Raw genomic sequence first — 25,210 nt, 5'->3', positions numbered from 1 at the left:
GACCCAACCGCCACCCCACCCGCCGCCACGACGTCCATATCGTCACCAGCAGCGCGACCGGGAAGACAACCTCTTCCCAGAAGAAATCGACCAATCCCCGGCCACGCCGCACAGGTTAAAGATCAAGCTAGGTCCCTGCTCTTCGCTATGGCGTACGATGTGCGTACACTCGGGTCATGAGTGCGAAGGCGGAGCGGCTGCACCTGCGGGTGGATGCCGAGCAGAAGGCGCTGCTGGAGGCGGCCAGCGAGGCCGCCGGCGCGAGTGTGTCGACGTTCGTGCTGAAGGCGGCTACCGACGCGGCTGCTGATGTGCTGGCTGACCGGCGGGCGTTTCTGCTGGACGAGGACGCGTGGCGGGTGTTCGACGAGGCGCTTGAGCGGCCGGCCCAGGATGTTGCCGGCCTGCGTGACCTACTGGCCGGACCGACGGTTCTAGACAACCCTGGCGAGGCGCGCCGGTGAGCTTGCGTTTCTCGTCGGTCGAGCCGTTGTCGGCCATGCACGTGGTGACAGGCTTCGACTGCGGCTCGCCGGCCCAGTCCGTCTGGCTTGCCGAGCATGCCCTGCAGGCGCACCGAGCTGGCCTGTCTCGCGTGTACGTCGTTGCCGACACCGATCACCCGGATCGCCGGGTGATCGGCTACTACGCCCTCGCTGCCGGGAGTGTCGCCCCGGCTGACGCGTCCCCGCGGCTGCGGCAGGGTGCCGGTCGCTACCACCAGCCCGTGGTGATCCTGACCCGGCTCGGCGTCGACCGCAGCGTCCAGGGTGCGGGTCTCGGACGTGCCCTGGTTGTCGACGCGCTGCGGCGCATAGCGGCTGCCGCCGAGGTCATCGGCGTGCGCGCGGTGCTCATCCACTGCGAAACCGACGCCGCCCGAGACTTCTACCTACGCCTGGCCAAGTTCGAGTCGAGCCCCACCGACCCGATGCACCTGCTGCTGTTGATGAAGGACCTCCGCCGGGCTCTCGCTGAGTAACACGCGTGCCGTTCGGGCGTGGCGGTCTGTACACGTTGCCGTCAACACCGCCCGGCAGCCCGAACCGCTATCCAGCCGGCCGTATCGGCGATGACCTGAACGTTCACCCCGTGCCGTTGATGCTTTCCGGAGTAGTAGGGCTATTGGTCGGCGACGCGGTCGATCGGGATCAGTGTGCCGTCGCAGATCGCGTATGCCGGCAGCCGGATCCGCCGCATGGCCGTGGCCGGGTCGTCGGCCGCTGCCGCGAGCACCGCGACCGCTTCCTGCACGTAGCGCCAGGCAGCGGGGACACCGACAGCGAACCCGGCGGCCAGACGGGTGTCGGTATCGCCGTTGCGCAGGTCAGCGAGAACGAGCAGCTCCTGTCGCCCCGGATCGAGGCGCCGCCAGCGCGATCGATGCTGCTTGCGGCGGCTGCGGATGCGGTCGGTGAGGTGGTTCAGGGTCCGGCTGGGACAACGAGATCGTGAAAGGCAGCACAAGCGAGGCTCCCGGCCGGGGCGTCTGATCTTGGTCGACAGCTGTCTTACCTGGAGCCTCGTCCTCATCGATCCTCGGCCCATCAACACCGCGCCGCAGCTAATCAGGTTGGAAAAGGCTCATTTGTGGCTGCGTCTGGCGGGCTCGGGAGTTTCGGCCAGCACGCTCCGTCACCACCGAATGTGAGACAGGGTCGTTGGTGAGGCAGCCCGGACGAGCCCGGTTAGCGCGCCTTGTGACGGGGGTGCGGCGGTCGCCGCACCCCCGTCACATCCTGGTCAGGAGCGGGAGCAGGCGGTGCCGTTGAGGGTGAAGCTGGTGGGGTTGGAGTACGACCCGTTCAGCGTGCCCTGGTAGCCGAAGCTGGCGGTGCCGCCGGGGGAGATCGTGCCGTTGTGGTCGACGTTGCGGGCGGTCACCGACGATCCACTCTGGTTCACCGTGGCGTTCCAGGCGTTTGTCACCTGCTGCCCGGAGGGCAGCGAGTAGGCCAGCGTCCAGCCGTTGATCGTGCTGGAACCGGTGTTGGTGATCTGCACGTCGGCGGTGAAGCCGTTGTTCCACGAGTTGGCGGTGTACTTCACCGCGCAGGAGCTGTTGCCCGAGGGCGGGGGCGTGGTGGGCGGCGGGTTGTTGTTGCCGCCGCCGTTGACCGTGGCCGAGAAGTTCGTCACGGCCAGACCGACGCCACCCTGCCAGGGCTCGAAGCCGGCCTGGATGCTGGTCAGGTACCAGGAGTTGGTGATCGCGCCGCGGTTGCGGGTGTCGTTGATGAACGCCAGCAGGTTCAGGTTGGCGCTGCTGATGGTCGACGAGGCGACGTAGGAGATGACGTTGTTAGAGCCGTTGCTGCCCCGCCACACCTCCCAGTTGCGCCCGTCGATGTTAGCGTTGCCAACCGGCGAGCCGATCGGCTGGATCGGGCCCTGCCGGTTGAACCAGATCATGATCTCCATCTGGTTCACGCCGTCCCGCTTCGGTGACGGGTCGAGCCAGATGTCGTACGAGGCGTTGTAGATGCCGTTGCTCACGTACCGGTAGTTGATGCTGCTGGTCGCGCTGCTGATCTGGCTGACCTGGATCGGCAGGTTGGTGCCGGGGGAGCAGTTGGTGTAGTGGCAGCCGAAGAAGACCGACGGGTACGCAGTGGGGGCGCCGTTGGTCGGGCTGCTGCCGTTCTGGGTAATGATCTCGAAGCCGTTGTTGGTGACGTTGATGCACTGCTGGGCGGTGGTGCCCCAGCGGTTGTTCTGCACCACGTAACGGTTCTGGATGACGGTCGAGCCGTACTGCTCACAGATCTGGGTGTCGGCGGAGGCGGTGCCGCCGAGGGCCACGGCGACGATCGAGCTGGCGGCCACCAGCCCGATGGCCATGGTGGCCCGCAAGGTACGTCTCATGATGCTCCTAGCGCTGCGGCGTCGCCCGGACGCCTCGTTGGATGCGGATGAAGCGTTGGGAGCGTTCACAACCTCCGGGAGCGCTCCCACGCTCATCGTCACATTTACATCCTTGAAACAATCAGCGCAACCGGTGAGGGTGATAGGCGGTAAATGCGACGACTGTCACGGACGCCACCATCAGACATCCGGCCCGCTCCGGCCGGCTGGACACCGCCGCCGACGGGCGGATACGACAATGCCGAGGGATGTCGGGGGTGGGCCGGTTGCCTCTGGTGTGTGCCGATTGCGCCGAGTAGTCTCTTGCCTTCAACGCGTGCCGAACCCCTCCGGAGGCGTACAACCCCATGCGTGGCTCCCCCCTGCGCATTCTCGTCGTCGGCGCGGGCATCGCCGGGCTCGCCGTGGCCCGTGCGCTGCGCCTGGCGGGCTTTCGGCCGGACCTCACCGACAAGGCCCCGCCGCACGATCTCACCGATGTCGGCCTGTACCTACCTGGCAACGCGGCCCGCGCGCTGCGTCGGCTGGACCTCGACGGCCCGGTCCGCCCGTACGGCAAGGTCATCCACCGGCAGCGGTTCCTCGACTCGACCGGAGCGCCGCTGTGCGAGGTCGACCTCGACGCTCTCTGGGCCGAGGTCGGCGAGTGCCGCGCGCTGGCCCGCTCCGACCTGCACCGGGTGCTGCTCAGCGGTGCCGGCGGTGCGGTCCGGCACGGCGCGGAGGTACGCACCATCGAGCTGCTGCCCTCCACCGTCGGCGTCACCTTCGTCGACGGCACCCAGACCGAGTACGACCTGGTGATCGGGGCCGACGGGCCGCGTTCCTCGATCCGGACGCTGGCCGCCCTCGGTGGCCCACCGCGTCCTGCCGGGCAGGTGGTCTATCGCAGCGTGGTACGCGATGGCCCGGCGGTCGACGAGTGGACCGCGCTGCTCGGGCAACGCTGCGGCTTCCTCATGGTGCCGATCGGCGCCGGGCGTCTGCACTGCTACGCCGACGAAGCCGGCACCGACCTCCCGGCCGACCCGCTGGCCCGGCTACGCGAGCTGTTCGGTGAGTACGGCGGACCGGTGCCGGAGGTGCTCGACGCACTCGACGGGGTGTACGCCACCACCACCGACGAGGTCGAACTCGGGCGCTGGTACCGCGGCCGGGTGCTCCTGATCGGCGACGCCGCCCACGCCACCGCCCCGACCCTGTCCCAGGGGGCGGCGATGGCCCTGGAGGACGCCGTGGTGCTGGCCGAGTCGTTGCACGCGGCAGGCAGCGTCGACGCGGCGCTGACCGCGTACGAGAGTCGCCGTCGGCCGCGTACCCGATGGGTGCAGGACCGGACCCGGGACCGCAACCGCACCCGCGACGTGCCGCCCGCGCTGCGCGACCCGTTGCTGCGCGGACGCGGCGACCGCATCTTCGGCGAGCACTACCGGCTGCTCCTCGGCCCGCTGTGATCCACCTCCGGGCTACCCCACGCGGTGCTCTCACCTGCCGGGGACTATCCTCCTTGCGGATGACGGCCCGCCGATACAGCGCGTGCCGAGCGGGACAACCCAGAACCGGAGGCCACTCGTGACCACCGTCGCACCCAAGCCGGTCGTGACCCGGCCCTGGCCGGTCCGGGAGCCGGTCAAGGGGTCGGCCATCGCGCGGCTGCTGCGGACCACGGACGCGAAGCAAATCGGGATCATGTACATGGTCACCGCGTTCGTGTTCTTCATGATCGGTGGTCTGATGGCCCTGATCATGCGGGCCGAGCTGGCCCGGCCCGGGCTGCAGTTCCTGTCGCCCGAGCAGTACAACCAGCTGTTCACGATGCACGGCACGATCATGCTGCTGTTCTTCGCGACGCCCATCGTGTTCGCGTTCGGCAACTACGTCGTGCCCATCCAGATCGGCGCTCCGGATGTCTCCTTCCCGCGCCTGAACAGCTTCGCCTACTGGCTGTACCTGTTCGGTGGCACCATGGCCACCGCCGGCTTCCTCACCCCGGGTGGCGCGGCGGACTTCGGCTGGACCGCGTACACCCCGCTGAGCACCAGCGAGCACGCCCCGGGCGTCGGCGGCAACCTGTGGGTGGTCGGCCTGGCCGTCTCCGGTCTGGGCACCATCCTCGGCGCGGTCAACCTGATCACCACGATCCTGACCCTGCGCGCGCCGGGCATGACCATGTTCCGGATGCCGATCTTCACCTGGAACATGCTGGTCACCAGCCTCTTGGTGATCCTGGTCTTCCCGCTGCTGGCCGCCGCGCTGTTCGCGCTGGCCGCCGACCGGCTACTCGGTGCACAGGTCTACAGCCCGGAGACCGGCGGGCCGATGCTCTGGCAGCACCTGTTCTGGTTCTTCGGCCACCCCGAGGTCTACATCATCGCGCTGCCGTTCTTCGGCATCGTCAGCGAGATCATCCCGGTCTTCTCCCGCAAGCCGATCTTCGGCTACAAGGGTCTGGTCGCCGCCACCATCGCCATCGCCGGTCTGTCGATGAGCGTCTGGGCGCACCACATGTTCGCCACCGGTCAGGTGCTGCTGCCGTTCTTCAGCTTCCTGAGCTACCTGATCGCCGTGCCGACCGGCATGAAGTTCTTCAACTGGATCGGCACCATGTGGCGGGGGCAGATCAGTTTCGAGACGCCGATGCTCTGGTCCGTCGGCTTCCTGGTCACCTTCCTCTTCGGTGGTCTGACCGGGGTGCTGCTGGCCGCGCCGCCGCTGGACTTCCACCTGCACGACTCGTACTTCGTGGTGGCGCACTTCCACTACGTGCTCTTCGGCACGATCGTGTTCGCGGTGTTCGCCGGCATCTACTTCTGGTTCCCGAAGATGTTCGGCCGGATGCTCGACGAGCGGCTCGGCAAGATTCACTTCTGGCTGACCATGATCGGCTTCCACACCACGTTCCTCATCCAGCACTGGCTGGGTAACGAGGGCATGCCCCGCCGGTACGCGGACTACCTGCCCGGCGACGGCTTCACCACGCTGAACATGATCTCCACGATCGGTGCCTTCATCACCGGTATCTCGACGCTGCCGTTCATCTACAACTGCTGGAAGTCCTACAAGGCCGGCCCGGTGGTCGAGGTGGACGACCCGTGGGGTCACGGCAACTCGCTGGAGTGGGCGACCAGTTCGCCGCCGCCGCTGCGCAACTTCGACCGGATGCCCCGGATCCGCTCGGAGCGGCCCGCCTTCGACCACAAGTTCCCGGAGCTGGCCGCCGGGCAGACGCTGGCCGGTCCGCCCGAGGGTGGTGCCAAGCCGCTGACCAAGGAGTCCGACGGCGGTGCCAGCTACACCGAGGACGTAGCCAGCGACATCGACCGCAACTGACCAACAGCGCCGTACGACGGGCGCCGATCCCCCACCAGGGGTCGGCGCCCGTCCGCATTTCCGTCCCCGCCTGTGTTGCCGCCCCGCTGCCCGCCAAGCGGCGGCGCTCCTCGCCCTCACCCTCGGTAGCGGTCTCCTGGTCGCGGTGAACATAACTCTGGGTGACAATCCCCGGCTGCCTGCCTGTTGTCCCTTGCCATCCTTTGCTCTGCTTCAACCCACGCACAAGCGATCTACCTGCTCAGACGCGTCAGCGCGAGGGTGGGCCGTCGACCATGTGAACACGGTGCGTAATTTCTGTGCGTCCGTGTAAGCAGAGCAAAGCGAGCGCTTGGGAGATGGTGAGGTGGAGTAGATGTCACGCTTCGTGGTGGCCCGGCCTGACCTGGCCCGGCCTGACCTGGCCCGGCCTGACCTGGCCCGGCCTGACCTGGCCTGGGCTGGCCTGGCCTGGGCTGGGCTCACGAGGCGGTGGATCGGATGGCGGGTAGGCGAGGTGGAAGATCCCTGTCCGCTGTCCGCTGTCCGCGCGGCGCGCGGGGGCGGGGGCGGGGGGTCGGTCGGATCCGCGACGAGGAAGACCCGCCGGGCCCATGGGTGAGGTCAGGAGGGGGTTGGGGCGAGCGGTGGCGTGTCGCGGTCGGCGTCGCTCGGGGCGGTGGCAGAGGCGTCCGAGCGCCGGTGGCGAAGTTCGCTCGGCAGCACCGCCAGGGCCACCAGGGCACCGATCGCGCCGGTGACCGCGAACCCCCACAGCGGTGCGGTGGCGTCGATGACCGCACCGGCCAGCGGAGCGCCGACCGCGATGCCGACGGTGACCGCCGAGCCGTGCATACCCATCGCCTCGCCGCGTACGTTGGCCGGGGCCAGGCGGCTGACCGCGTCGGAGGTGGCCGCGATGGTGGGCGCGCAGAGTAGACCGGCCGGAATCAGCGCGAGGCAGAGTAGCCACCAGTGTGCCCCGCCGAGCCCCACCGGGATGGTGCACAGGCTCAGCGCGGCCATCAGCGTCACCGGGGAGAACGAGCGGTGCACCGCGCCGTACGTGAAGCCGCCGACCAGTGACGCCACCGCCCAGATGGAGAGCACCGCGCCGGTGAAACCGACGTCGCCGTTCTCCCGCAGCACCGCGATGACCGCCACGTCGGTGCCGCCGAGCACGAGGGTCGCCGCAGCGCTGACGGCGAACACCGCCACCAGTCGCGAGGTGAGCCACTGTCGCCGGGCGATCCGTGGCTGTGGTCCCGTCGACTCCTCGGCGGCGCTGCGTACCGGTGGGTTGAGCAGCCACAACACCACCCCGGCGGCGACGATGCCGGCACCGACGAGGTAGAGCGTGAGGCGGGCGGAGATGGTGGTGACACCCACCGTGGCCAGGGCGGGACCGATCATGAACGACAGCTCGACCGACATGGAGTCCAGGGCGTACGCGGGTCGGCGCTTCTCCGCCGGGACCAGCGCGGCGATGGACTGCCGGATCACCGAGAAGATCGGCAGCGCCAGCAGGCCGGCCAGGAACGCGGCCGGCAACAGCAGGTAGTACGACAACATCGGCGCGCTGGACCAGAAGACGGCCTCCGCCACGGCGGTCAGCACCAGCACCGGCCGCAAGCCGCGACGGTCCACCAGGCGGCCGAGCAACGGGCCGCCGACCGCCGCGCCGACGGTGATCGCCGCGCCGACCAGGCCCGCCGCACCGTAGCCGCGCCCGAGGTCCTGTACGACGTAGAACGTCAGCGTGACGCCGGTGGCGGTCAACGGCACCCGGGCCAACACCGCCACCAGCAGCAGCGACCGCAAACCGGGCAGGGCGAGCGCCTCCCGGTAAGGCTTCATGTTCACGTCGGTCCGTACCTCCGCCGGACATCCTTGACCGGCGGCATGACGGCTGCCAACGGATTAACGCCTCATGCGGCTTTGATCACAGGGGCGCCGATTGTGGCGATCCCGGCACCGTCGAAGGCGCGCAGCGCGATGTCGGTGGTGTCCGGGGCGACAGCCGCCGTCAGGTCGAGCAGGACGGTGGTGTCGAAGCCCTCCCGGGCGGCGTCCAGGGCAGTGGCCCGTACGCAGTGGTCGGTGGCGATACCGACCACGTCCACCCGATCCACGCCGTGCCGCCGCAGCCAGTCGGCAAGACCTTCGCCGTTCCCGGTGTGCCCCTCGAACCCGGAGTACGCGGCGGAGTACTCGCCCTTGAGGAAGATCGCCTCGATCCGGTCGGTGGCCAACTCCGGGTGGAACTCGGAACCCGGGGTGTCGACCACGCAGTGCCGGGGCCAGGTGCTCACGAAATCCGGCGAGTCGGAGAAATGCGTGCCCGGGTCGACGTGGTAGTCCTTCGTCGCGACGACGTGCTCCCAACGGTCCGGCTCGGCGGCCAGCAGTCGGGAGATGCCGGCGGCGACGCCCGCCCCGCCGGCCACGGCCAACGAGCCGCCCTCACAGAAGTCGTTCTGCACGTCCACGATGATCAGCGCGTTGCTCACCGACCCCACTCCTCTCACTCGGCGGGTACCACGGTGACCGGGATGGCCGGGTCGCCCGCGGAAAGCTTCAGCCCCTCCCACGGGATCGAGATGAGGCACTGTCGCAGATGTTCCCGCGACTCGTCGAGCGTCGGCAGGCTCACCGGCTCGCCGGCCACGACGTACGACCGTTGCAGCAGGCGGTCGTTGGGCCGGTGGTCCGGGACCCCCTGCGGGACGATGATCTCCTCGGTGGCGGTACCGGTCGGCTTGTGCCGACGAACGGCGACCTTGCGGCCGCCGATGGTGGCCTTGTGCTCGGACCGCTTGACCACCGGGCGGCCCTCCACCTCGACCAGCTTGTAGACCAGGCCGGCGGTGGGTGCGCCGGAGCCGGTCACCACGGCGGTGCCGGCGCCGTACATGTCCACCGGCTCGGCGGCCAACGACGCGATGGCGTACTCGTCGAGGTCACCGGAGACGATGATCTTCGTTTCGGTGGCACCGAGCGAGTCCAGCAACTGTCGGGACTGCTGGGCGATCACGGCCAGGTCGCCGGAGTCGATCCGGACCGCCCGCAGTTCCGGCCCGGCCACCGCGATCGCGTTACGGATGCCCTGGCTGATGTCGTACGTGTCGACCAGCAACGTGGTGTCCTTGCCCAGCGTGGCGACCTGAGAGGCGAACGCGGCCCGCTCGTCGTCGTGCAGCAGGGTGAAGGCGTGTGCGGCGGTGCCTGCGGTGGGGATGCCGTACCGGCGGCCCGCCGCCAGGTTGGAGGTGAACCGGAAACCGGCCAGGTAGGCCGCCCGCGCCGCCGCCACCGCCGCCTCTTCGTGCGCCCGCCGCGACCCCATCTCGATCAACGCCCGCCCGCGTGCGGCGGTGACCATCCGCGCCGCCGCGGCGGCCACCGCACAGTCGTGGTTGAGCACCGACAGCACCAGCGTCTCCAGCACCACGCACTCGGCGAAGCCGCCGGACACGGTCAGGATCGGCGAACCGGGGAAGAAGAGTTCACCCTCGGCGTACCCGTCGATCTCGCCGGTGAACCGGTAGCGGGCCAGCCAGTCGGCGGCCGGATCGTCCACCACGCCGGTGCGGCGCAGGAACTCGATGTCGGCCGGGTCGAAGCGGAACTCACGGATCAGCTCGATCAGACGGGCGGTGCCGGCGACCACGCCGTACCGGCGGCCCGGGGGCAGCCGCCGGCTGAACACCTCGAAGACGCAGCGGCGGTCGGCCGTGCCGTCCCGCAGGGCGGCGTTGACCATGGTCAGCTCGTAGTGGTCGGTCAGCAGCGCGGGACCAAGGGTGTGCACCCCCTCAGACTAGGGTTCACGTCGTCGTCGTGCCGTCGTGCCCCGGGATCGTGCCGAGCGCCACCCGCAGCTCCGCCCGGCTGGTCACCCCGAGCTTGCTGTACACCCGCTGTAGGTGGTTCTCCACCGTGCGAGCGGAGAGAAAGAGCTGCTCAGCGATGGCGCGACTGGTACTGCCGTCCGCCGCGAGCCGAGCCACCTCCCACTCCCGGTCGGTCAACGTGGGAGTGGCCGCCTGGAGCGCCGGAGTGTGCACCATGTCACAGCAGGCGAGGAAGGCGCCGAGTCGTTGCCGGGCGTGGGCGACCTCGGGCGAGCGGCGCTGCCGCAACAGGTGCACCGCTTCGGCGGCGGCCTCGGCGGCCAGCAGATCGAGCCCGCGCTCGGCGAAACCGTCGGCGGCGGTGAGTAGCCCTTCCGGCGCGGCATCGGCCGACGCCCGCGCATGCCGGGCCAGCAGGGGCGGCAACTCCCCGTCGACCTGCTCGGACAGCTCCGTCAACCGCTGCGCGATGGTACGGCGGGTGCCATCGGAACACCTCGGCCCGGTCTGCGCCGCAGCCTGACCGAGCCGGACCAGGTCGTGCAGCACCAGGGTCTCGTGCCCGGCGAAGCCGTCAGCGCGTAGCCGATCCGCCAGACTGTGCAGTCGGCTCACCGCCGTCGGTAGGTCACCGCCGGCCGCCAGCGCCGCCACCCGGGCCTGCTCCAGCCACGGGTACAGCACGGCCATGCTCGGGGAGTGGAGGCGGTCGGCCTCGGCGATCGCCTCGGCGGCCTGCCGGGCGTCTCCGCGCAGCGCGGCGGCCTGCGCCCGCTCCGCCTGGGCCAGCCCCGCGTAGACCCGACTGGTCGCGAGGACCGCGCAGGCACTGAGCGCGGCCTGCAACGCGGTGTCGCTGCGTCCGCGCAGCCGGGCCGCGTACGCGCGCAGGATCGCCAGGTAGCCGGTGCCGAGCCGGAAGTCTCCCGCGTCGGCGAGGTCGGCGAACTCGTCGGCGACCAACGCGTCGATGCCGACGAGGTCGCCGGAGAGGGCCAGCCGGGTGCCCCGGGCCAACTCCACCGCCAGTTGGAGGTACGGCATGTCCGCCCGCCAATTGGCCGCCTTCGCCTGCACCAGGTCCACCGCGGCGGCGCTGCGGCTCAGTTGCCCCTGGACGGCCTGTAGGTGCGCGATGGTGCAGCGGGCCAGCTCGCGAGCGGCGACACTGGCCGCCGGCCGGTCCAGCACGCCCTGTGCGAGCCGGAGCGCGGCCGGGGCCTCCAGCCGATGCAGCCGCATGATCGCCTCGAAGGCACGGACCCGGGCCTGCGCGGCGGCGTCGGTCAGTTTCGTGCCCTCGTCGGCAATCTCCTCCACAGTGGACGCCTGGCTCAGCCCCCAGTAGCTGACCATGCCCCGCACCGTCAGCCACCGACTGAGCCGTTCCTCCTGGCCGGCGTCGGTGGCGACGGCGTCGAGCACGCCGAGCGCCTCGGCGGGCCGGTCGGCGAACATCAGGATGGTCGCCAGCAACTCGGCGGCGTCGAACCCGCCACCGGCGTCGAGCGCCGCGCGGGCCAGCCGGGTCGCCAGGGGTACGTCGTACCGTGCGAACGCCTCACCGGCCGCCGCGATCAGCATCGTCGGGTCCTGTGCGGTGCCAGAGGCCAGCCGCCACCTCGCCACCCGCAGCAGATCCTCCCGCCGCCGCTTGCCGACCTTGTCCAGCAGGTCCGCCAGGTTCGCCTGCAACCGGCGGGTCCGGCTCACCGGGCACTGTCGGCGTACCACCTCGCCGTAGAGCGGATGGGCCAGCCGGACGTCGAGCCGCCGGTCGGACTCCACCATGGTGATCAGTCCACGCTCCTCGGCGTACTCCACGTCGTGCTGTTCGACGGCCTGGTGCAGCAGCCGCAGACCGAGCGGCTCGCCGAACGCGACCAGCTCGACCACGGCCCGCACCCCGGGGGTGAGCTGACCGATCCGGATGTCGATCAGCTCGGTCAGGCTGGGCGCCAGTTCCAGCCGTCCCGTCCAGGTCCAGACGCCGTACTTCTCGACGAGTTCGCCACTGTTGGTGGCGGCGTGCACCAGCTCGCGCAGCAGCAGGGGGTTGCCGGCGCTGAGTCGGCCCAGTCGGTCGGTGGAGCCGCTGTCCACCTGGCCGCCGACGATGGCGTTGAGCATGGCCGCCGTCTCGTCCGGTGTCATCGGACCCAGCTCGGCCCGTTCGACCAGCCCGTCTGTCCACAGTGCCCGGATCGGCAGCGGGATCTGCTCCCCGTCGCGCAGGGTGCCGACCACTGAGGCGTTCTCCGTCCGGGCCACCAGATGCACCAGTGCGGCCGACGGTGGATCGAGCAGGTGCGCGTCGTCGACCGCGAGGACGATCCGCCGGCCGGCGGCCTGGTGTTGCAACACGTCGAGGGCCCACCGCAGGATGCCGGCCGGGGACAGGCCCTGGGGTTGCTCCGGCAGCACCTGGATCAGCCCGCCGAAGGCCATCGCGGACGTGGTGGCGCTGGCCGCGATGCGCCAGACCGCGTAGTCATCACCGGGCAGCGCGTCGACACCCTCGTGGAGTAGGCGGCTCTTGCCGATGCCAGCGCTGCCGGTGAAGAGGATTCCCCGGCCGTGAACACCGGCCACCGCCACCCGGAGACGGTCGAGTTGCTCAGCCCGGCCCACGAAGCTCCACCGACTCATTCGCGCAGCATATCGATGCGACTACCGTCCGCACGGTGGCGCGCGCCGGTGAAGTTGAGTAGTCGCTGAGTTACCCGTGAGTATCGCAATTGTCCCGTTCCTGACGCTCGCACCCTTACTCTTCCGGAATCCGAGTGTCGTCACCGGATGTTCACTGCGGCCGGTCCGCCGGTCGCCCTGCCTCGGAGGCCGCCGACTGATGAAGCCGGGCCCACTCCACCGCCTCGGTACGCCCGATGATCCGGCAGGGCGACCTGCTCGACGGCCCTTTCCGGAGCGGCTCGGCGTGTCGGCCACCGACGCTCAGGAGCCGATCGCGGTGGTCGCGGCCGGTCCGGCCAACGCCGGGCGGAGCGCCGTGCTCGCCACGCTCCTGGAAATCGACTCCGGAATGCTCGCCGTGCCCGACGGTAGCTGGCTGGTGGTGCGACACAGCGCCACCCCCACCCGGGCCGCCTACGTGCCCGGCTACCGCACGCCGCACGCGTACCGACCCGATCTCCCGACGGCGGGGCCGGCGCTGGCCCGGCCGCCGCGCCGGGTCGAGCTGAGCCTGCCGCAGCCCTTGGCGAGACGGCTGGTGCTCGTCAACACGCCGGACATCGACACGCTCGGATCAGCCGGGTGCGGGGTCCTGCTCGACGCGGTGGGCCGGGCCGGCGCTCTGCTGTTCGTGATCGCGGCGGACCAGTCGTTCGGCGCCGCGGAGTTGGATCTGCTGTCCGACATCGCCGGGACACCGGTGGAGGTGTTCTTCGCGGTCACGCCGGGCGTCGACGGCTGGGCGGCCGGTGAGGGCACGGTGGCGGTGCGGGGATCGGGGGAGTCCGGTGGCCCGGCGGTTGATCCGGTCACGGTCACCGTCGAGGCGCACCGGGCCGCGCTGCTCGCCGCCGTGCCCGGGCTGGCCGACGCCCGCTGGTTCCCATTGGCCACCGGCGGTGCGGCCGAGGTGCGGCGGACCCTGGCGAACTGGGCCTCCGACGAGGCACTGCGCCGGGGCAGTCTTGAGCCACCCGAGCTGCCGGGCGAGCGTGGCCGGGTGCCGGTGCTGGCCGCGCCGGAGGAATGGTCGGAACAGCTCGACCGGCAGGTCCGTACGGCCGCGCGGCGGATCCGGCAACACCTCGCCCTGGAACTGGCGAACATGCACATGCGTGTGGTGCAGGAGATCGTCTTCGGGGTCGGCTGCGCCGGCCTGCCGCAACTGCTCGACCGGGAGATGGCGGCGCTGTCCCTGCTGGCCACCGCGCAGTGCGATCACCATGCCGGCGAACTCGTCGACGAGGCCGCCGGGCGGCTCTTCGGCACGCCGTTGCCCGAGGGGGTCCGCCGACGGATCGACAAGGCGGTCCGCTGGGGCCTGGTGGACGAGGCGAACGCGCAGGAGTTGGCGCGGGCGTTCCTCGTCACCAACTCGGCGGGTGTGGCGTCACTGAACGGCGCGGAGGCGATCGACATGCTGTCCGCCTATCCCGGGGCGCCCCGTTCGGCGGTGCTCCCGCCGGTGGCTGTGGCGTTGTCGGGCGGCTGTTGGCAGCACTGGCGTGCGCCGGGCAACAACGACCCAAGCGCGGCGCGGGCCTGGGCGCAGCGGGCGTTGCGGGAGATCGAGTTGGAGCTGTCGCGGGAGGTCGCCCGCCGGTTCGAGGCGCTGCGCGTCTCGCTGAGCGCGGTGCTGTCTGATGCTGCCGAACACGGCATCCTGCTCGCCTGACCGGGCCGCCGCCGACCCCGCCGGTAACGCCGGTGGGGCATCGATCCGTGCCCGGGACGCGACCAGTCGTGCCGGTGACGCGGCCGTGGGCGGCGTTCCGGGCCGGTCCGGCGTTCCGGTTCCTCGATTCCCCGGATCCGGTGGCACGATGGGGGACATGGCGGCTCCGCAGGTTGCACCGGTCGAGACCCCGGACACCGATGAGGTGCCGGCGGCTGACCGACCGTGGGTGACGATTGTGTGGGATGACCCGGTCAACCTGATGACCTACGTGACCTGGGTCTTCCAGAAGCTTTTCGGCTACAGCCGGGAAAGGGCCGAGCAGCTCATGCTGGACGTGCACCACAAGGGCAAGGCCGTGGTCTCCAGCGGGGCCCGCGAGCGCATGGAGCACGACGCCTCCCAGCTGCACGCGTACGGACTCTGGGCGACGGTGGACCGGTCGTGAGCATGTTCCGCCGCCGGGGTGACCGGTACGTGGCCACCTTCGCGGTGGACGAGGTGCGGGTGCTGCGTAAGGTCGCCTCCGAGGTGGTTGGCCTGCTCACCGACGGATTCGACCACTCTGACCCGGTTGTCTGCCGACTCTTCCCGGAGGCGTACCCGGACGACGCCGTGGGCACTGCGGAGTTCCGCAGGTACACCGAAGGCGACCTGAAGACCGCGAAGATCGATCAGGCCGGTGCGATCCTGGCCGCGTTGCCCGACGGCGGCGGCGGGGAGGTACGCCTGGACGCCGAGGCGGCCGAGGCGTGGTTGCGGGCGCTCAACGACGCCCGGTTGGCGATGGGGGTACGGCTGGAGATCAAGGACGGCACGGACCTGGGCGCGGAGCTCGACGACGCGGTCGCGGACGATCCCACGTCCAGCCGGGTGTTCCAGCTTTCGGTCTACGCGTATCTCGGTTATCTCCAGGAATCCCTGCTCAACGCCCTGATCGACTGACTGTGACCGGCACCGCCTCGCGGTTGGCCGCAGTCTGGCGCTACCCTTGGCGGCGTGCTGAGCATCGACCGGTCGATCGTTGACGCGATCGTCGCCCACGCCCGTCGGGACCACCCCGACGAGGCCTGCGGCGTGGTCGCCGGTCCCGTCGGCAGTGACACGCCGACCCGGCACATCCCCATGGAGAACGCCGCCCGCTCGATGACCTTCTACGAGTTCGACTCGATGGAGCATCTGCGGGTGTGGCGCGAGATGGACGACCGGGACGAGGAACCGATCGTCATCTACCACTCGCACACCGCCACCGAGGCGTACCCGTCACGAACGGACATCTCCTTCGCCGGTGAGCCCGGCGCGCACTATCTGCTCGTCTCCACCCGGGAGCCCGACACGGAGGAGATCCGCTCCTTCCGCATCGTGGACGGCGTGGTGACCGAGGAGCCGGTGCGGATCCTCGACGCCGGGGTGGATCCGCACGCCGTGCAGTCATACATGTTCGGGCAGAGCCCGGCGACGGTCGACTACGAGTGTTCGGGGCGCTGATCTTCCTCAGCCCCCGGTTCGCCCTTTCCCGTCACCGAGCATTCACCCGATCGAGGAGTACGACACCATGGCCATCGAGGTTCGCATCCCCACCATCCTGCGCAGCTACACCGGCGGCGCGAAGGTCGTCGAGGGCAGCGGCGACACGCTGAACGACCTGCTCACCGACCTGGACTCCCGGCACGGCGGGCTGCGTGACCGGCTGGTGACCGAGGCCGGTGCGCTGCACCGCTTCGTCAACGTCTACGTCAACGACGAGGACGTCCGGTTCCTCGGTGCGCTGGACGCCAAGCTCAACGACGGCGACAGCGTGACCATCCTGCCCGCGGTGGCCGGCGGCGCGTTCGGTTTCGCCGCGGCGGCGGCGATGGCGCAGCACGTCGCGGTAGCGGGCCCCGCGCGCGTCGCCGCGAGCTGAGGCGACCGCGATGGCGCGGTACGAAAGCCTGCTGGACGCCTGCGGCGGGACTCCGCTGGTAGGGCTGCCTCGACTGTCGCCGACGGTGCCCGAGGGCGCGCCGCCGGTGCGGCTCTGGGCGAAGCTCGAGGATCGCAACCCGACCGGCAGTGTCAAGGACCGGGCCGCCCTGTTCATGGTCCGGGCCGCGGAGGCCGCCGGGCGACTCCGCCCCGGCGACACCATCCTGGAGCCGACCAGCGGCAACACCGGCATCTCCCTGGCCATGGTGGCCAAGTTGCGCGGGTACCGCCTGGTCTGCGTGATGCCCGAGAACGTCTCCACCGAGCGGGTGCAGCTGCTCCGGATGTACGGCGCGGAGATCATCTTCTCGCCGGCGGCGGGTGGTTCCAACCAGGCGGTGGCCACGGCCAAGCAGATCGCCGCCGAGCATCCCGACTGGGTGATGCTCTTCCAGTACGGCAACGAGGCGAACGCCCGGGCGCACTACGAGACGACCGGGCCCGAGCTGCTGCACGACCTGCCGACCATCACCCACTTCGTGGCCGGGCTCGGCACCACCGGCACGCTGATGGGCACCGGTCGCTACCTGCGGGAGAAGGTCGAGGGCATCCAGATCGTCGCCGCCGAGCCGCGCTACGGCGAGCTGGTCTACGGGCTGCGCAACATCGACGAGGGGTACGTCCCCGAGCTCTACGACGCGACCGTGCTGACCCGCCGTTTCTCCGTGGGCACCCGCGACGCGGTGCTGCGGACCCGGCAGCTGGTGGAGGTGGAGGGGCTGTTCGTCGGTTTCTCCACCGGTGCGATCCTGCACGCGGCGCTGGCGGTGGCGCACGAGGCGGCGCGTGCCGGTCGTCGGGCCGACGTGGCGTTCGTGGTCAGCGACGGCGGCTGGAAGTACCTGAGCACCGGCGCGTACGGCGGAACCCTCGCCGACGCGGAGGAGGCGCTGGAAGGTCAGCTCTGGGCCTGACCTGCGACGCGTACGACATGTGACGAGGGCCACCGGTGTGCTGCCGGTGGTCCTCGTCGCGTCGGCTCGTCCGGGCCGTCCGGTTCGGTGACGGGTGGTCAATCGGACGGGCGAAACCGGTGTCACGTTGATGACAACTTCCAGCAGATCATTCTTGCGCTTGCACAGGCGGGCGTAGGCTGCCCAGCGTGGCGTACGCGTCGGTAGTGATCACCGCCGGAGCGGCGGCCGGCACGTTCACTACCTACCGTGACAGCGAGACAACTCGATGCGACTGACCGTCCTGGGCTGTGCGGGCAGCTTCCCCGGACCCGAGTCCCCTTGCTCGGCCTATCTGATCGAGGCCGAGAACTTCCGGCTCCTGGTCGACTTCGGCTCGGGTTCCCTGTCCACCCTCCAACGCTATGCCGGGCTGCACGCACCGGATGCCATCCTCCTGACCCATCTGCACTGCGACCACATCCTCGACGCCGCGACCTACGTGGTGGTGCGGCGGTACGCCCCGGACGGGCCCTACCCGCCGTTGCCGGTGTACGCGCCGGCCGGTGCCCCGGACCGGCTGTCCGCCGCGTACGGGCAGGAGGACAGCACCGTCGAGGACGTCTACCAGTTCTACGCACTGCAACCCGGCACCTTCCCGATCGGCCCGTTCACCGTCACCGTCGACCGGGTACTGCACCCGGTGGAGACCTACGGCGTACGCCTGGAGCACGACGGTCGGGTGCTCTGCTACTCCTCCGACACCGCCCCCTGCGAGGCGTTGCTGCGGCTGGCCCACAACGCCGACGTCTTCCTCTGCGAGGCCAGCTACCTCGACGGCGTGGACAACCCGCCGGATCTGCACCTCACCGGCAGTGAGGCAGGCGAGGCGGCGGCCAAGGCCAACGTCGGACGGCTGCTGTTGACCCATCTGGTCCCGGCCTGGGGCAGCGAGGCGCTCACGGTCGCGGCTGCCTCCGCCGCGTACACCGGCCCGCTGGAAGTGGTCCGCCCCGGCGCCACCTACGACGTCTGACCCGCCTGGACGCGGGTCCGTCCGGCGCGGCGGACACCCGGGAGGGACCGAGCCCCGGTGCGGCGGACACCCGGGGAGGGACCGATCAGCGCACCACATAGGGTGCAGGCATGGCGCGACCTGACGGGCGGCGACCCGACCAACTTCGACCGGTGGCTCTGACTCGTGGCTGGAGCACCCACCCCGAGGGTTCGGTGCTGGTGGAATTCGGCGGCACCCGGGTGCTCTGCACCGCCAGCGTCACCGAGGGGGTGCCGCGCTGGCGTCGTGGTTCCGGCCTGGGTTGGGTGACCGCGGAGTACGCGATGCTGCCCCGGGCCACCAACACCCGTTCGGACCGGGAGAGCGTCAAGGGACGCGTCGGTGGGCGTACCCACGAGATCTCCCGGCTGGTGGGCCGGAGCCTGCGCGCCGCGATCGACCTCAAGGCGCTCGGCGAGAACTCGATCGTGCTCGACTGCGACGTCCTCCAGGCCGACGGCGGCACCCGGACCGCCGCGATCACCGGCGCCTACGTGGCGTTGTACGACGCGGTGAACTGGCTCGCCGCCCGCAAGGCGCTGAACGGGAAACCGGAGGCGGTGATGCACCGTTCGGTGGCGGCGGTCAGCGTCGGCGTGGTCGACGGTGAGCCGCGCCTCGACCTGTGCTACGACGAGGACGTGGCCGCCGAGGTCGACATGAACGTGGTCTGTACCGGCACCGGCGACTTCGTCGAGGTGCAGGGCACCGGCGAGGCGGGGGTGTTCGCCCGCGACCAGCTCGACGCCCTGCTCGATCTGGCCGTGGTCGGCTGTGTGGATCTGGCCGAAGCCCAGCGGAAGGCTCTTTCCCTGTGAGCGCGAGGAGTGAGCTTGCGCGCCCCGCAGTCGCGAACGAAAGGTAGCTCAGTGTGAACAAGGTGCTGCTCGCCACGCGTAACCGTAAGAAGCTGATCGAGTTGCAGCGCATCCTCGACGGGGCGCTGGGCGTGCACCGGGTCGCGCTGGTCGGGCTGGACGACGTCGAGGCGTACCCGGAGCTGCCGGAGACCGGGCTGACCTTCGGTGAGAACGCTTTGATCAAGGCGCGGGAAGGCTGTCGGCGTACCGGGCTGCCGACGGTCGCCGACGACTCCGGGTTGGCCGTCGACGCGCTCAACGGGATGCCGGGGGTGTTCAGCGCCCGCTGGGCCGGGCGGCACGGCGACGACCAGGCCAACCTCCAACTGGTGCTCGACCAGATCGGTGACCTGCCGGACGAGCACCGGGGTGCCTCCTTCGTCTGCACCATCGCGTTGGTGCTGCCTGGCGGCAAGGAACACCTGGTCGACGGTAGGCAGTCGGGTCGGCTGCTGCGCGCCCCGCGCGGCGACGGTGGGTTCGGCTACGACCCGATCTTCCTCGGGGACGGCCAGGACCGCACGAACGCCGAGCTGACCCCGCAGGAGAAGGACGCGATCAGCCACCGGGGCAAGGCGCTGCGCGAGCTGGCCGCCCTGCTCGCCAAGGTCATCTGAGCCACCGGGATCCTGGTACGCACCACCCGGTCCGTACCAGGATCCCGTGGTGGGGGTCAGCCGAGCGGGCCGATCTCCCGCTCGATGGCGGTGCGCAGGTCGGGGGCGGCCAGCACGGCGCGGGCGGCCTCCATCAGCGGGGCGAGGAACACGTCGGGGCCGGGCTCGCCGACGGCTTCGCCGAGCGCGGCGATCGCCGCCCGCCCGGCCGGCGACGGGGTCAGCGGCGCTCGCAACTGCAACCCGCGTACGGCGGCGAGCAACTCCACCGCGAGCAGGCTGGTCAGGTTGTCCAGCACGGTACGCAGCTTCTTGGTCGCCGCCCAGCCCATCGAGACGTGGTCCTCCTGCATGCCGCTGGTGGGCAGCGAGTCGACCGAGGCGGGCGCGGCCAGCCGACGGTTCTCGGCGACGATCCCGGCGGCCGTGTACTGCGCGATCATCAGCCCGGAGTTGACCCCGGCGTCGGGGGAGAGGAACGCGGGCAGGTCCCGGGACCGGGTGACGTCGAGCAGCCGGTCCACCCGACGTTCGGCGATCGCGCCCACCTCGGTGGCGGCGATGGCCAGGAAGTCCGCCGCGAAGCCCAGCGGTGCGCCGTGGAAGTTCCCGGTCGACTCGACCCGGCCGTCCGGCAGCACCACCGGGTTGTCCACCACCGAGACCAGCTCCCGGGCGGCGGTCGCCCGGACGAACTCCAGGGTGTCGCGTGCCGCGCCGGCCACCTGGGGCGCGCAGCGCATCGAGTAGGCGTCCTGCACCGCGTGCGCCAGGTCGTCCCGGTGCGAGTCCATCACCGCCGAGTTCTGCAACAGGCGGTGGATGTTGGCCGCCGAGACGCCCTGCCCGGGATGCGGTCGGATGGCGTGCAGCTCCGGCAGGAACGGCCGCTCCGAGCCGAGCATCGCCTCGATCGCCAACGCGGCGGTCACGTCGGCCATGGTGAACAGGTGGGCGGCGTCGTCGATGGCGAGCAGCAGCATGCCGAGCATGCCGTCGGTGCCGTTGATCAGCGCCAGCCCCTCCTTGGCGGCCAACTCGACCGGGGCGAGGCCGACCCGGCGCAGCGCGTCGGCGGCAGGTAGCCGTTCGCCTTCCGGGCCGAGCACCCAACCCTCGCCGAGCAGCACCAGCGCGCAGTGCGCCAGCGGCGCCAGGTCACCGGAGGCGCCCAGCGAACCGTGCTCCGGCACCCACGGGGTGATCTCGTGGTTGAGCAGGTCCACCAGGGCCTCGGCGACCAGCGGGCGTACCCCGGAGCGGCCGAGCGCCAGCGAGCGGACCCGCAGCAGCATCATCGCCCGCACCACCTCCCGGGGCATCGGCGCCCCGACCCCGGCGGCGTGTGACCGGATCAGCGCGTGCTGCAACTCGGCGCGACGCTCCGGGGCGACGAAGGTGTTCGCCAACGCCCCGAAACCGGTCGACACGCCGTACACGGGACGACCGGCGGCCTCGATGCCGTCCACGATGGACCGACTGGTGGCCATCGCGGCGACGGTGGCCGGGTCGAGGACCACCTTGGCGTCGCCGCGCGCCACGGCGAGCACGTCGGCGGGGGTGACTCCGGTGGGCTGGATGGTGACGGTCATCGGGGTACTCCGTTGTGCAGGACCTGGCGGACGAGGGGGACTCCGGGCCGGTAGGCCAGGTGCAGGTGAGACGGCGCGTCGAGGATGACCAGGTCGGCTCGGGCACCGGGTCGCAGCACACCGATGTCGTCGCGGCGCAGCGCCCGCGCGCCGCCGGCCGTCGCGGCCCAGACCGCCTCCGCCGGGGTCATCCCCATCTCGCGTACGGCCAGCGCGATGCAGAACGGCATCGACGAGGTGTACGACGAGCCGGGGTTGCAGTCGGTGGCCAGCGCCACGGTCACGCCCGCGTCGAGCAGTCGGCGGGCGTCCGGGTAGGGCGACCGGGTGGAGAACTCGGCACCGGGCAGCAGCGTCGCCACCGTCGTCGTGCCGCCGTCCTCGTCACCGGCCCGGGTCGAGACCAACGCGTCGACGTCGGCGTCGGTCAGATGGGTGCAGTGGTCCACACTGGCCGCCCCCAGCTCCACCCCGAGCTGCACGCCCGGACCGGGTCCCAACTGGTTGGCGTGCACCCGTACCCCCAGGCCGACGGCCTGGCCGCAGGTCAGGATCGCCCGCGCGTGGTCGGCGTCGAAGGCACCCCGCTCACAGAACACGTCGATCCAGCGGGCGTGCGGCGCGGCGGCGGCCAGCATCGGCCCGCAGACCAGCGACACGTAGTCGTCGGGACGGGCGGCGTACTCGGCCGGGACCACGTGCGCACCGAGGAAGGTGGTCTCGGTGCTGACCTCGGCGGCGATCCGCAGCGAGCGGGCCTCGTCGACGACGGTGAGGCCGTACCCACTCTTGATCTCGATCGTGGTGGTGCCCTGTCGCAACGCCTCCGCGCGCAGCCGCCGCACGGTGGCCCGCAGTTCGCTGTCGGAGGCGGCGCGGGTGGCACCGACCGTGGTGCGGATACCGCCGCCGGTGTACCGCTCGCCGGCCATCCGGGCGGCGAACTCGGCGGCCCGGTCCCCGGCGAAGACGAGGTGGGCGTGACTGTCCACGAAACCGGGCAGCACCGCCGATCCGGCGGCGTCGATCCGGTGGTCTGCGGACGGCGTGTCGGTGGTCGGGCCGATCCAGACCACCTCGCCGTCCTCGATGAGGAGCGCGACACGTCGCCGGATCCCCAACGGCCCGCCCTCGCCCCGACCGGCGTCGTTGGTGACCAGCTCACCGATGTTGTCCACCAGCAGACTAGGCATCGGTCACTCCCCTGATCGCGGTCGTCAGCTCGCCGGGCACATCCACGCGTACGTGCCGGCCGTCGCGGACCAGCACCTGACCGTCCACCACCACCTGCGCGACGTCGGCGGCCCCGGCGGCGAACCAGACACCCGCCGGGGTCACCCCGGCCGTGCGTACGCTGTCCAGCCGCACCGTTACCAGGTCGGCCCGGTCACCGACCGCGATCCGCCCGGCATCGGTCCAGCCCAGCGCGGCATGCCCGGCCGTGCTCGCGGCGGCCAACAACTCGGCCGGGGTGAAGTGACCGCGCCGCCGGGTACGCAGCCGCTCGTCCAGCTCGACCGCGCGGGCCTCCTCGAACAGGTCGACCATGGCGTGACTGTCGCTGCCCAGACTGAGCGGGATGCCGACGTCGGCCATCCGGCGGACCGGACCGATCCCGTCGGCGAGATCCCGTTCCGTGGTGGGACAGAGGCAGACCCCGGTCCGGCTGTCCCCGAGCAGACCCACGTCGGCGCTGGTCGGATGGGTGGCGTGCACCGCCGTGGTGGCCGGGCCGAGCACCCCGTGGTCGGCGAGCAACCGCGTCGGGGTGCACCCGTGCACAGCCCGGCAGGCGTCGTTCTCGGCGGGCTGCTCCGACAGGTGCACGTGCAACGGCGCGTCGCGCCGGTGCGCCCAACCGGCGACGCTGGCGAGCTGCTCGGCCGGCACCGCGCGTACCGAGTGGATCGCGGCACCGAGCCGCGCATGCCCACCGTCCGGGGCGAACCCGTCGAGCCGCTGCGCCCAGCGCAACGCGTCACCGTCGCCGAACCGCTGCTGCGGCCCGACCAGCGGCCGCCCGTCCACCGAGGCGGTCAGATAGCAGGTGTCCAGCAGGGTCAGTCGGATCCCCGCCTGGGCCGCCGCCTCGACCAGGGCCGCGCCCATCGCGTTCGGGTCCGCGTACGGGCGGCCACCCGGCCCGTGATGCAGGTAGTGGAACTCACCGACACAGGTGATGCCGGACAGCGCCATCTCGGCGTACACCGCGCGGGCCAACGCCAGGTACGAGTCCGGGTCCAGGCGGGCGGCGACCGCGTACATCTGGTCCCGCCAGCTCCAGAAGTCACCCCGACCGACATGGGTGCGCCCCCGCAACGCCCGGTGGAACGCGTGCGAGTGGGCGTTGGCCAACCCCGGCAGGGTCAGCCCCGGCAGCCGCACCGCGTCGGCCAGCACGTCGACACCCGCGTCAGGCCCACCACCCGGCGTGAGCGGGGTGACGCCGGTGATCCGGTCCCGCACCGTCTCGATCAGCACGTCCCGGGTGGGTTCGGCCTCCCCGGGAAGCCAGGCGTACTCCGCGAGCCAACGGGTCGAGGTCATCGGGCCTGCCCCCTGTCGAGCTGAACCGTTCGTGCTCTCCGGCGCTCGTCGCCCGCGCTCAACGGCATGCCAACTCCTTCAGCACCCTGGCCAACGCCGCCACCCCGGTCGCGCAGTCGGCGTCGGTGGCCGACTCGGCGGGGGAGTGGGACACCCCGGTCGGGTTGCGGACGAAGAGCATCGCGGTGGGCAGGTGACCGGCCAGAACTCCGGCGTCGTGGCCCGCCCCGGTCGGCAACACCGGCGCGTCGAGCAGCGTGGCCAGCCGGTCGGCCAGCGAGGAGTCGAAGGCCACCAGCGGGGTCGCCGACTCCTCGGTCAGCGTCACCCGCGTACCGTCGCGGCGGGCCCGCTCGGCGGCCTTGCCGTGAACCGCCGCGACCAGCTCGGCGAGGGTGTCCGGCTCGGCCGCGCGGGCGTCCAGCCAGCCGGTCACCCGCGACGGGATCGCGTTGGTGGCGTTCGGCTCCACCGCCACCCGCCCGACGGTGGCGTGGGCGGCGCGCAGCCGGGCCTCCTTGTTCGCGGCGAGCACCGTGAACGCGTACGTGAGCATCGGGTCGTGACGGTCGGCCATCCGCGTCGTACCGGCGTGGTTGCCCGCACCGTCGAAGTCGAACCGCCAGCGGCCGTGCGGCCAGATGGCGCTCGCGACGGCGACCGGCGCGTCCTGATCGACCAGCGCGCGGCCCTGCTCGACGTGCAACTCCACGAAGGCCGCGAAGCGACCGACCAACTCCGGGCGGGCACCCGCCGGACGCTCGCCCAACGCCTCGGCGAAACTCACCCCGTGGGCATCGCGCAGCCCGGCTGCGCGTTCGGCCGTCAGCGAGCCGGTGAGCAGCCGAGAGCCCAGGCACGGTACGCCGAACCGGGCCCCCTCCTCCTCCACGAACGCCGCCACCGCCACCGGCCGGGAGGGCGTGACGCCCACCGCACTTAGCTCGTCGACCGCGAGGAAGGCGCTCACGATGCCTAGCGGCCCGTCGTACGCGCCGCCGTGCGGCACCGAGTCGAAATGGCTGCCGGTCAGCACGGCGTCACCGCCGCCCGGGTCACCCCACCAGGCGAACAGGTTGCCGTTGCCGTCCTCGGTGACCGGCATGGCCCGCTCGTCGGCCTGTGCCCGGAACCACTCCCGCAGCCGCAGCTCCGGCTCGGTCAACGCGTACCGCAGGTAGCCGCCGCTGCGCTCGTCCCGCCCGATCGGGGCGATCTGGTCCCACAGCTCGCGAAACCTGTTAGGAAGGGCCCCTTCCTCTACCGTATGCGTTAACAAGGT

The 25,210-nt window shown here is 71.0% G+C and carries 22 protein-coding genes and 1 pseudogene; 13 read left to right on the top strand and 10 right to left on the bottom strand.

Annotated features, from left to right (window positions below; translation table 11 throughout):
- The first annotated feature begins 176 nt into the window (after positions 1 to 176).
- Together FF096_RS22555 and FF096_RS22550 are read left to right on the top strand one after the other, a co-directional pair.
- Positions 177 to 464, top strand: coding sequence for a DUF1778 domain-containing protein (locus tag FF096_RS22555; RefSeq protein ID WP_155221539.1), 288 nt, complete (start codon positions 177 to 179; stop codon positions 462 to 464).
- The gene (locus FF096_RS22550) at positions 461 to 982 is read left to right on the top strand and encodes a GNAT family N-acetyltransferase (RefSeq protein ID WP_309223782.1); all 522 of its coding nucleotides are present in this window, start codon (positions 461 to 463) and stop codon (positions 980 to 982) included. The genes FF096_RS22555 and FF096_RS22550 overlap by 4 nt, the downstream gene beginning before the upstream one ends.
- A gap of 74 nt (positions 983 to 1,056) precedes the next feature.
- Here the strand turns inward: FF096_RS22550 and FF096_RS22545 are convergent.
- Both FF096_RS22545 and FF096_RS22540 read right to left on the bottom strand, forming a co-directional pair.
- Positions 1,057 to 1,465 (bottom strand): annotated as a pseudogene (locus FF096_RS22545) (transposase family protein); the annotation flags it as partial.
- 278 nt (positions 1,466 to 1,743) lie between these two features.
- Positions 1,744 to 2,865, bottom strand: coding sequence for a cellulose binding domain-containing protein (locus tag FF096_RS22540; RefSeq protein WP_155221538.1), 1,122 nt, complete (start codon positions 2,863 to 2,865; stop codon positions 1,744 to 1,746).
- Between the two features lie 347 nt (positions 2,866 to 3,212).
- On the opposite strand from FF096_RS22540, the gene FF096_RS22535 reads away from it, so the two are divergent.
- Together FF096_RS22535 and ctaD are read left to right on the top strand one after the other, a co-directional pair.
- Positions 3,213 to 4,319: an FAD-dependent monooxygenase gene (locus FF096_RS22535; protein ID WP_155221537.1), complete on the top strand. Its 1,107-nt coding sequence runs from the start codon at positions 3,213 to 3,215 to the stop codon at positions 4,317 to 4,319.
- 118 nt (positions 4,320 to 4,437) lie between these two features.
- Entirely contained in the window at positions 4,438 to 6,195 is a 1,758-nt protein-coding gene (gene ctaD, locus FF096_RS22530) for a cytochrome c oxidase subunit I (protein WP_309223781.1), read from the top strand.
- A 603-nt stretch (positions 6,196 to 6,798) separates the two neighbouring features.
- Here the strand turns inward: ctaD and FF096_RS22525 are convergent.
- The 4 genes from FF096_RS22525 to FF096_RS22510 form a co-directional block, all read right to left on the bottom strand.
- A complete protein-coding gene (locus FF096_RS22525; RefSeq protein ID WP_155221563.1) occupies positions 6,799 to 8,031 on the bottom strand; it encodes an MFS transporter in 1,233 nt (410 codons plus the stop codon).
- 71 nt (positions 8,032 to 8,102) lie between these two features.
- Positions 8,103 to 8,684 carry an isochorismatase family protein gene (locus FF096_RS22520; RefSeq protein ID WP_309223780.1) on the bottom strand — a complete coding sequence of 194 codons (582 nt, stop codon included), beginning with the start codon at positions 8,682 to 8,684 and terminating at the stop codon, positions 8,103 to 8,105.
- A gap of 14 nt (positions 8,685 to 8,698) precedes the next feature.
- The gene (locus FF096_RS22515) at positions 8,699 to 9,985 is read right to left on the bottom strand and encodes a nicotinate phosphoribosyltransferase (protein WP_309223779.1); all 1,287 of its coding nucleotides are present in this window, start codon (positions 9,983 to 9,985) and stop codon (positions 8,699 to 8,701) included.
- A gap of 16 nt (positions 9,986 to 10,001) precedes the next feature.
- Positions 10,002 to 12,677 (bottom strand): LuxR C-terminal-related transcriptional regulator, encoded by a 2,676-nt coding sequence (locus tag FF096_RS22510; protein ID WP_155221536.1) that lies wholly within the window; start codon positions 12,675 to 12,677, stop codon positions 10,002 to 10,004.
- 286 nt (positions 12,678 to 12,963) lie between these two features.
- On the opposite strand from FF096_RS22510, the gene FF096_RS22505 reads away from it, so the two are divergent.
- The 9 genes from FF096_RS22505 to rdgB all read left to right on the top strand — a co-directional run bounded on the left by FF096_RS22505 (position 12,964) and on the right by rdgB (position 19,789).
- Positions 12,964 to 14,394, top strand: coding sequence for a hypothetical protein (locus FF096_RS22505; RefSeq protein WP_309223778.1), 1,431 nt, complete (start codon positions 12,964 to 12,966; stop codon positions 14,392 to 14,394).
- A 157-nt stretch (positions 14,395 to 14,551) separates the two neighbouring features.
- The gene (gene clpS / locus FF096_RS22500; RefSeq protein ID WP_155221534.1) at positions 14,552 to 14,842 is read left to right on the top strand and encodes an ATP-dependent Clp protease adapter ClpS; all 291 of its coding nucleotides are present in this window, start codon (positions 14,552 to 14,554) and stop codon (positions 14,840 to 14,842) included.
- A 2-nt stretch (positions 14,843 to 14,844) separates the two neighbouring features.
- Positions 14,845 to 15,339, top strand: coding sequence for a DUF2017 domain-containing protein (locus tag FF096_RS22495; RefSeq protein WP_155221560.1), 495 nt, complete (start codon positions 14,845 to 14,847; stop codon positions 15,337 to 15,339).
- A 54-nt stretch (positions 15,340 to 15,393) separates the two neighbouring features.
- A complete protein-coding gene (locus FF096_RS22490) occupies positions 15,394 to 15,882 on the top strand; it encodes a M67 family metallopeptidase (protein ID WP_309223777.1) in 489 nt (162 codons plus the stop codon).
- Between the two features lie 67 nt (positions 15,883 to 15,949).
- Positions 15,950 to 16,300: a MoaD family protein gene (locus tag FF096_RS22485; RefSeq protein WP_155221533.1), complete on the top strand. Its 351-nt coding sequence runs from the start codon at positions 15,950 to 15,952 to the stop codon at positions 16,298 to 16,300.
- 10 nt (positions 16,301 to 16,310) lie between these two features.
- Positions 16,311 to 17,276 (top strand): PLP-dependent cysteine synthase family protein, encoded by a 966-nt coding sequence (locus tag FF096_RS22480; protein WP_155221532.1) that lies wholly within the window; start codon positions 16,311 to 16,313, stop codon positions 17,274 to 17,276.
- A 268-nt stretch (positions 17,277 to 17,544) separates the two neighbouring features.
- Positions 17,545 to 18,291: an MBL fold metallo-hydrolase gene (locus FF096_RS22475; RefSeq protein WP_155221531.1), complete on the top strand. Its 747-nt coding sequence runs from the start codon at positions 17,545 to 17,547 to the stop codon at positions 18,289 to 18,291.
- Between the two features lie 110 nt (positions 18,292 to 18,401).
- Complete coding sequence (gene rph, locus FF096_RS22470; RefSeq protein ID WP_155221530.1) at positions 18,402 to 19,130, top strand: ribonuclease PH; 729 nt, start codon at positions 18,402 to 18,404, stop codon at positions 19,128 to 19,130.
- Positions 19,131 to 19,183: 53 nt separating this feature from the next.
- Positions 19,184 to 19,789: an RdgB/HAM1 family non-canonical purine NTP pyrophosphatase gene (rdgB, locus tag FF096_RS22465; protein WP_309223776.1), complete on the top strand. Its 606-nt coding sequence runs from the start codon at positions 19,184 to 19,186 to the stop codon at positions 19,787 to 19,789.
- Positions 19,790 to 19,845: 56 nt separating this feature from the next.
- On the opposite strand, the gene hutH is transcribed toward rdgB, so the two are convergent.
- From hutH to FF096_RS22445, 4 genes are read right to left on the bottom strand one after another with little or no spacing between them, the layout of a single operon-like run.
- Entirely contained in the window at positions 19,846 to 21,381 is a 1,536-nt protein-coding gene (hutH, locus tag FF096_RS22460) for a histidine ammonia-lyase (protein ID WP_155221529.1), read from the bottom strand.
- A complete protein-coding gene (gene hutI / locus FF096_RS22455) occupies positions 21,378 to 22,574 on the bottom strand; it encodes an imidazolonepropionase (protein ID WP_155221528.1) in 1,197 nt (398 codons plus the stop codon). Before hutI ends, hutH begins: the two co-directional genes overlap by 4 nt.
- Positions 22,567 to 23,928 carry a formimidoylglutamate deiminase gene (locus tag FF096_RS22450; RefSeq protein ID WP_155221527.1) on the bottom strand — a complete coding sequence of 454 codons (1,362 nt, stop codon included), beginning with the start codon at positions 23,926 to 23,928 and terminating at the stop codon, positions 22,567 to 22,569. Before FF096_RS22450 ends, hutI begins: the two co-directional genes overlap by 8 nt.
- Before the next feature lie 58 nt (positions 23,929 to 23,986).
- Positions 23,987 to 25,207, bottom strand: a complete 1,221-nt coding sequence (locus tag FF096_RS22445) for an allantoate amidohydrolase (protein WP_155221526.1) — start codon at positions 25,205 to 25,207, stop codon at positions 23,987 to 23,989.
- Between the last annotated feature and the right edge of the window lie 3 nt (positions 25,208 to 25,210).

The organism is Micromonospora sp. CP22 (assembly GCF_009712475.1).
Taxonomy (GTDB): Bacteria; Actinomycetota; Actinomycetes; order Mycobacteriales; family Micromonosporaceae; genus Micromonospora.
Note: the sequence above shows the minus strand (reverse complement) of the source record. Positions and strands in the feature narration are given on the sequence as shown.

What these genes read in the sequence shown, in the direction of transcription:
- FF096_RS22555 (WP_155221539.1), top strand. Translation starts at nt 177, where the DNA reads ATGAGTGCGAAGGCGGAGCGGCTGCACCTGCGGGTGGATGCCGAGCAG.
- FF096_RS22540 (WP_155221538.1), bottom strand. Translation starts at nt 2,865, where the DNA reads ATGAGACGTACCTTGCGGGCCACCATGGCCATCGGGCTGGTGGCCGCC.
- FF096_RS22535 (WP_155221537.1), top strand. Translation starts at nt 3,213, where the DNA reads ATGCGTGGCTCCCCCCTGCGCATTCTCGTCGTCGGCGCGGGCATCGCC.
- FF096_RS22525 (WP_155221563.1), bottom strand. Translation starts at nt 8,031, where the DNA reads ATGAAGCCTTACCGGGAGGCGCTCGCCCTGCCCGGTTTGCGGTCGCTG.
- FF096_RS22510 (WP_155221536.1), bottom strand. Translation starts at nt 12,677, where the DNA reads ATGAGTCGGTGGAGCTTCGTGGGCCGGGCTGAGCAACTCGACCGTCTC.
- clpS (WP_155221534.1), top strand. Translation starts at nt 14,552, where the DNA reads ATGGCGGCTCCGCAGGTTGCACCGGTCGAGACCCCGGACACCGATGAG.
- FF096_RS22495 (WP_155221560.1), top strand. Translation starts at nt 14,845, where the DNA reads ATGTTCCGCCGCCGGGGTGACCGGTACGTGGCCACCTTCGCGGTGGAC.
- FF096_RS22485 (WP_155221533.1), top strand. Translation starts at nt 15,950, where the DNA reads ATGGCCATCGAGGTTCGCATCCCCACCATCCTGCGCAGCTACACCGGC.
- FF096_RS22480 (WP_155221532.1), top strand. Translation starts at nt 16,311, where the DNA reads ATGGCGCGGTACGAAAGCCTGCTGGACGCCTGCGGCGGGACTCCGCTG.
- FF096_RS22475 (WP_155221531.1), top strand. Translation starts at nt 17,545, where the DNA reads ATGCGACTGACCGTCCTGGGCTGTGCGGGCAGCTTCCCCGGACCCGAG.
- rph (WP_155221530.1), top strand. Translation starts at nt 18,402, where the DNA reads ATGGCGCGACCTGACGGGCGGCGACCCGACCAACTTCGACCGGTGGCT.
- hutH (WP_155221529.1), bottom strand. Translation starts at nt 21,381, where the DNA reads ATGACCGTCACCATCCAGCCCACCGGAGTCACCCCCGCCGACGTGCTC.
- hutI (WP_155221528.1), bottom strand. Translation starts at nt 22,574, where the DNA reads ATGCCTAGTCTGCTGGTGGACAACATCGGTGAGCTGGTCACCAACGAC.
- FF096_RS22450 (WP_155221527.1), bottom strand. Translation starts at nt 23,928, where the DNA reads ATGACCTCGACCCGTTGGCTCGCGGAGTACGCCTGGCTTCCCGGGGAG.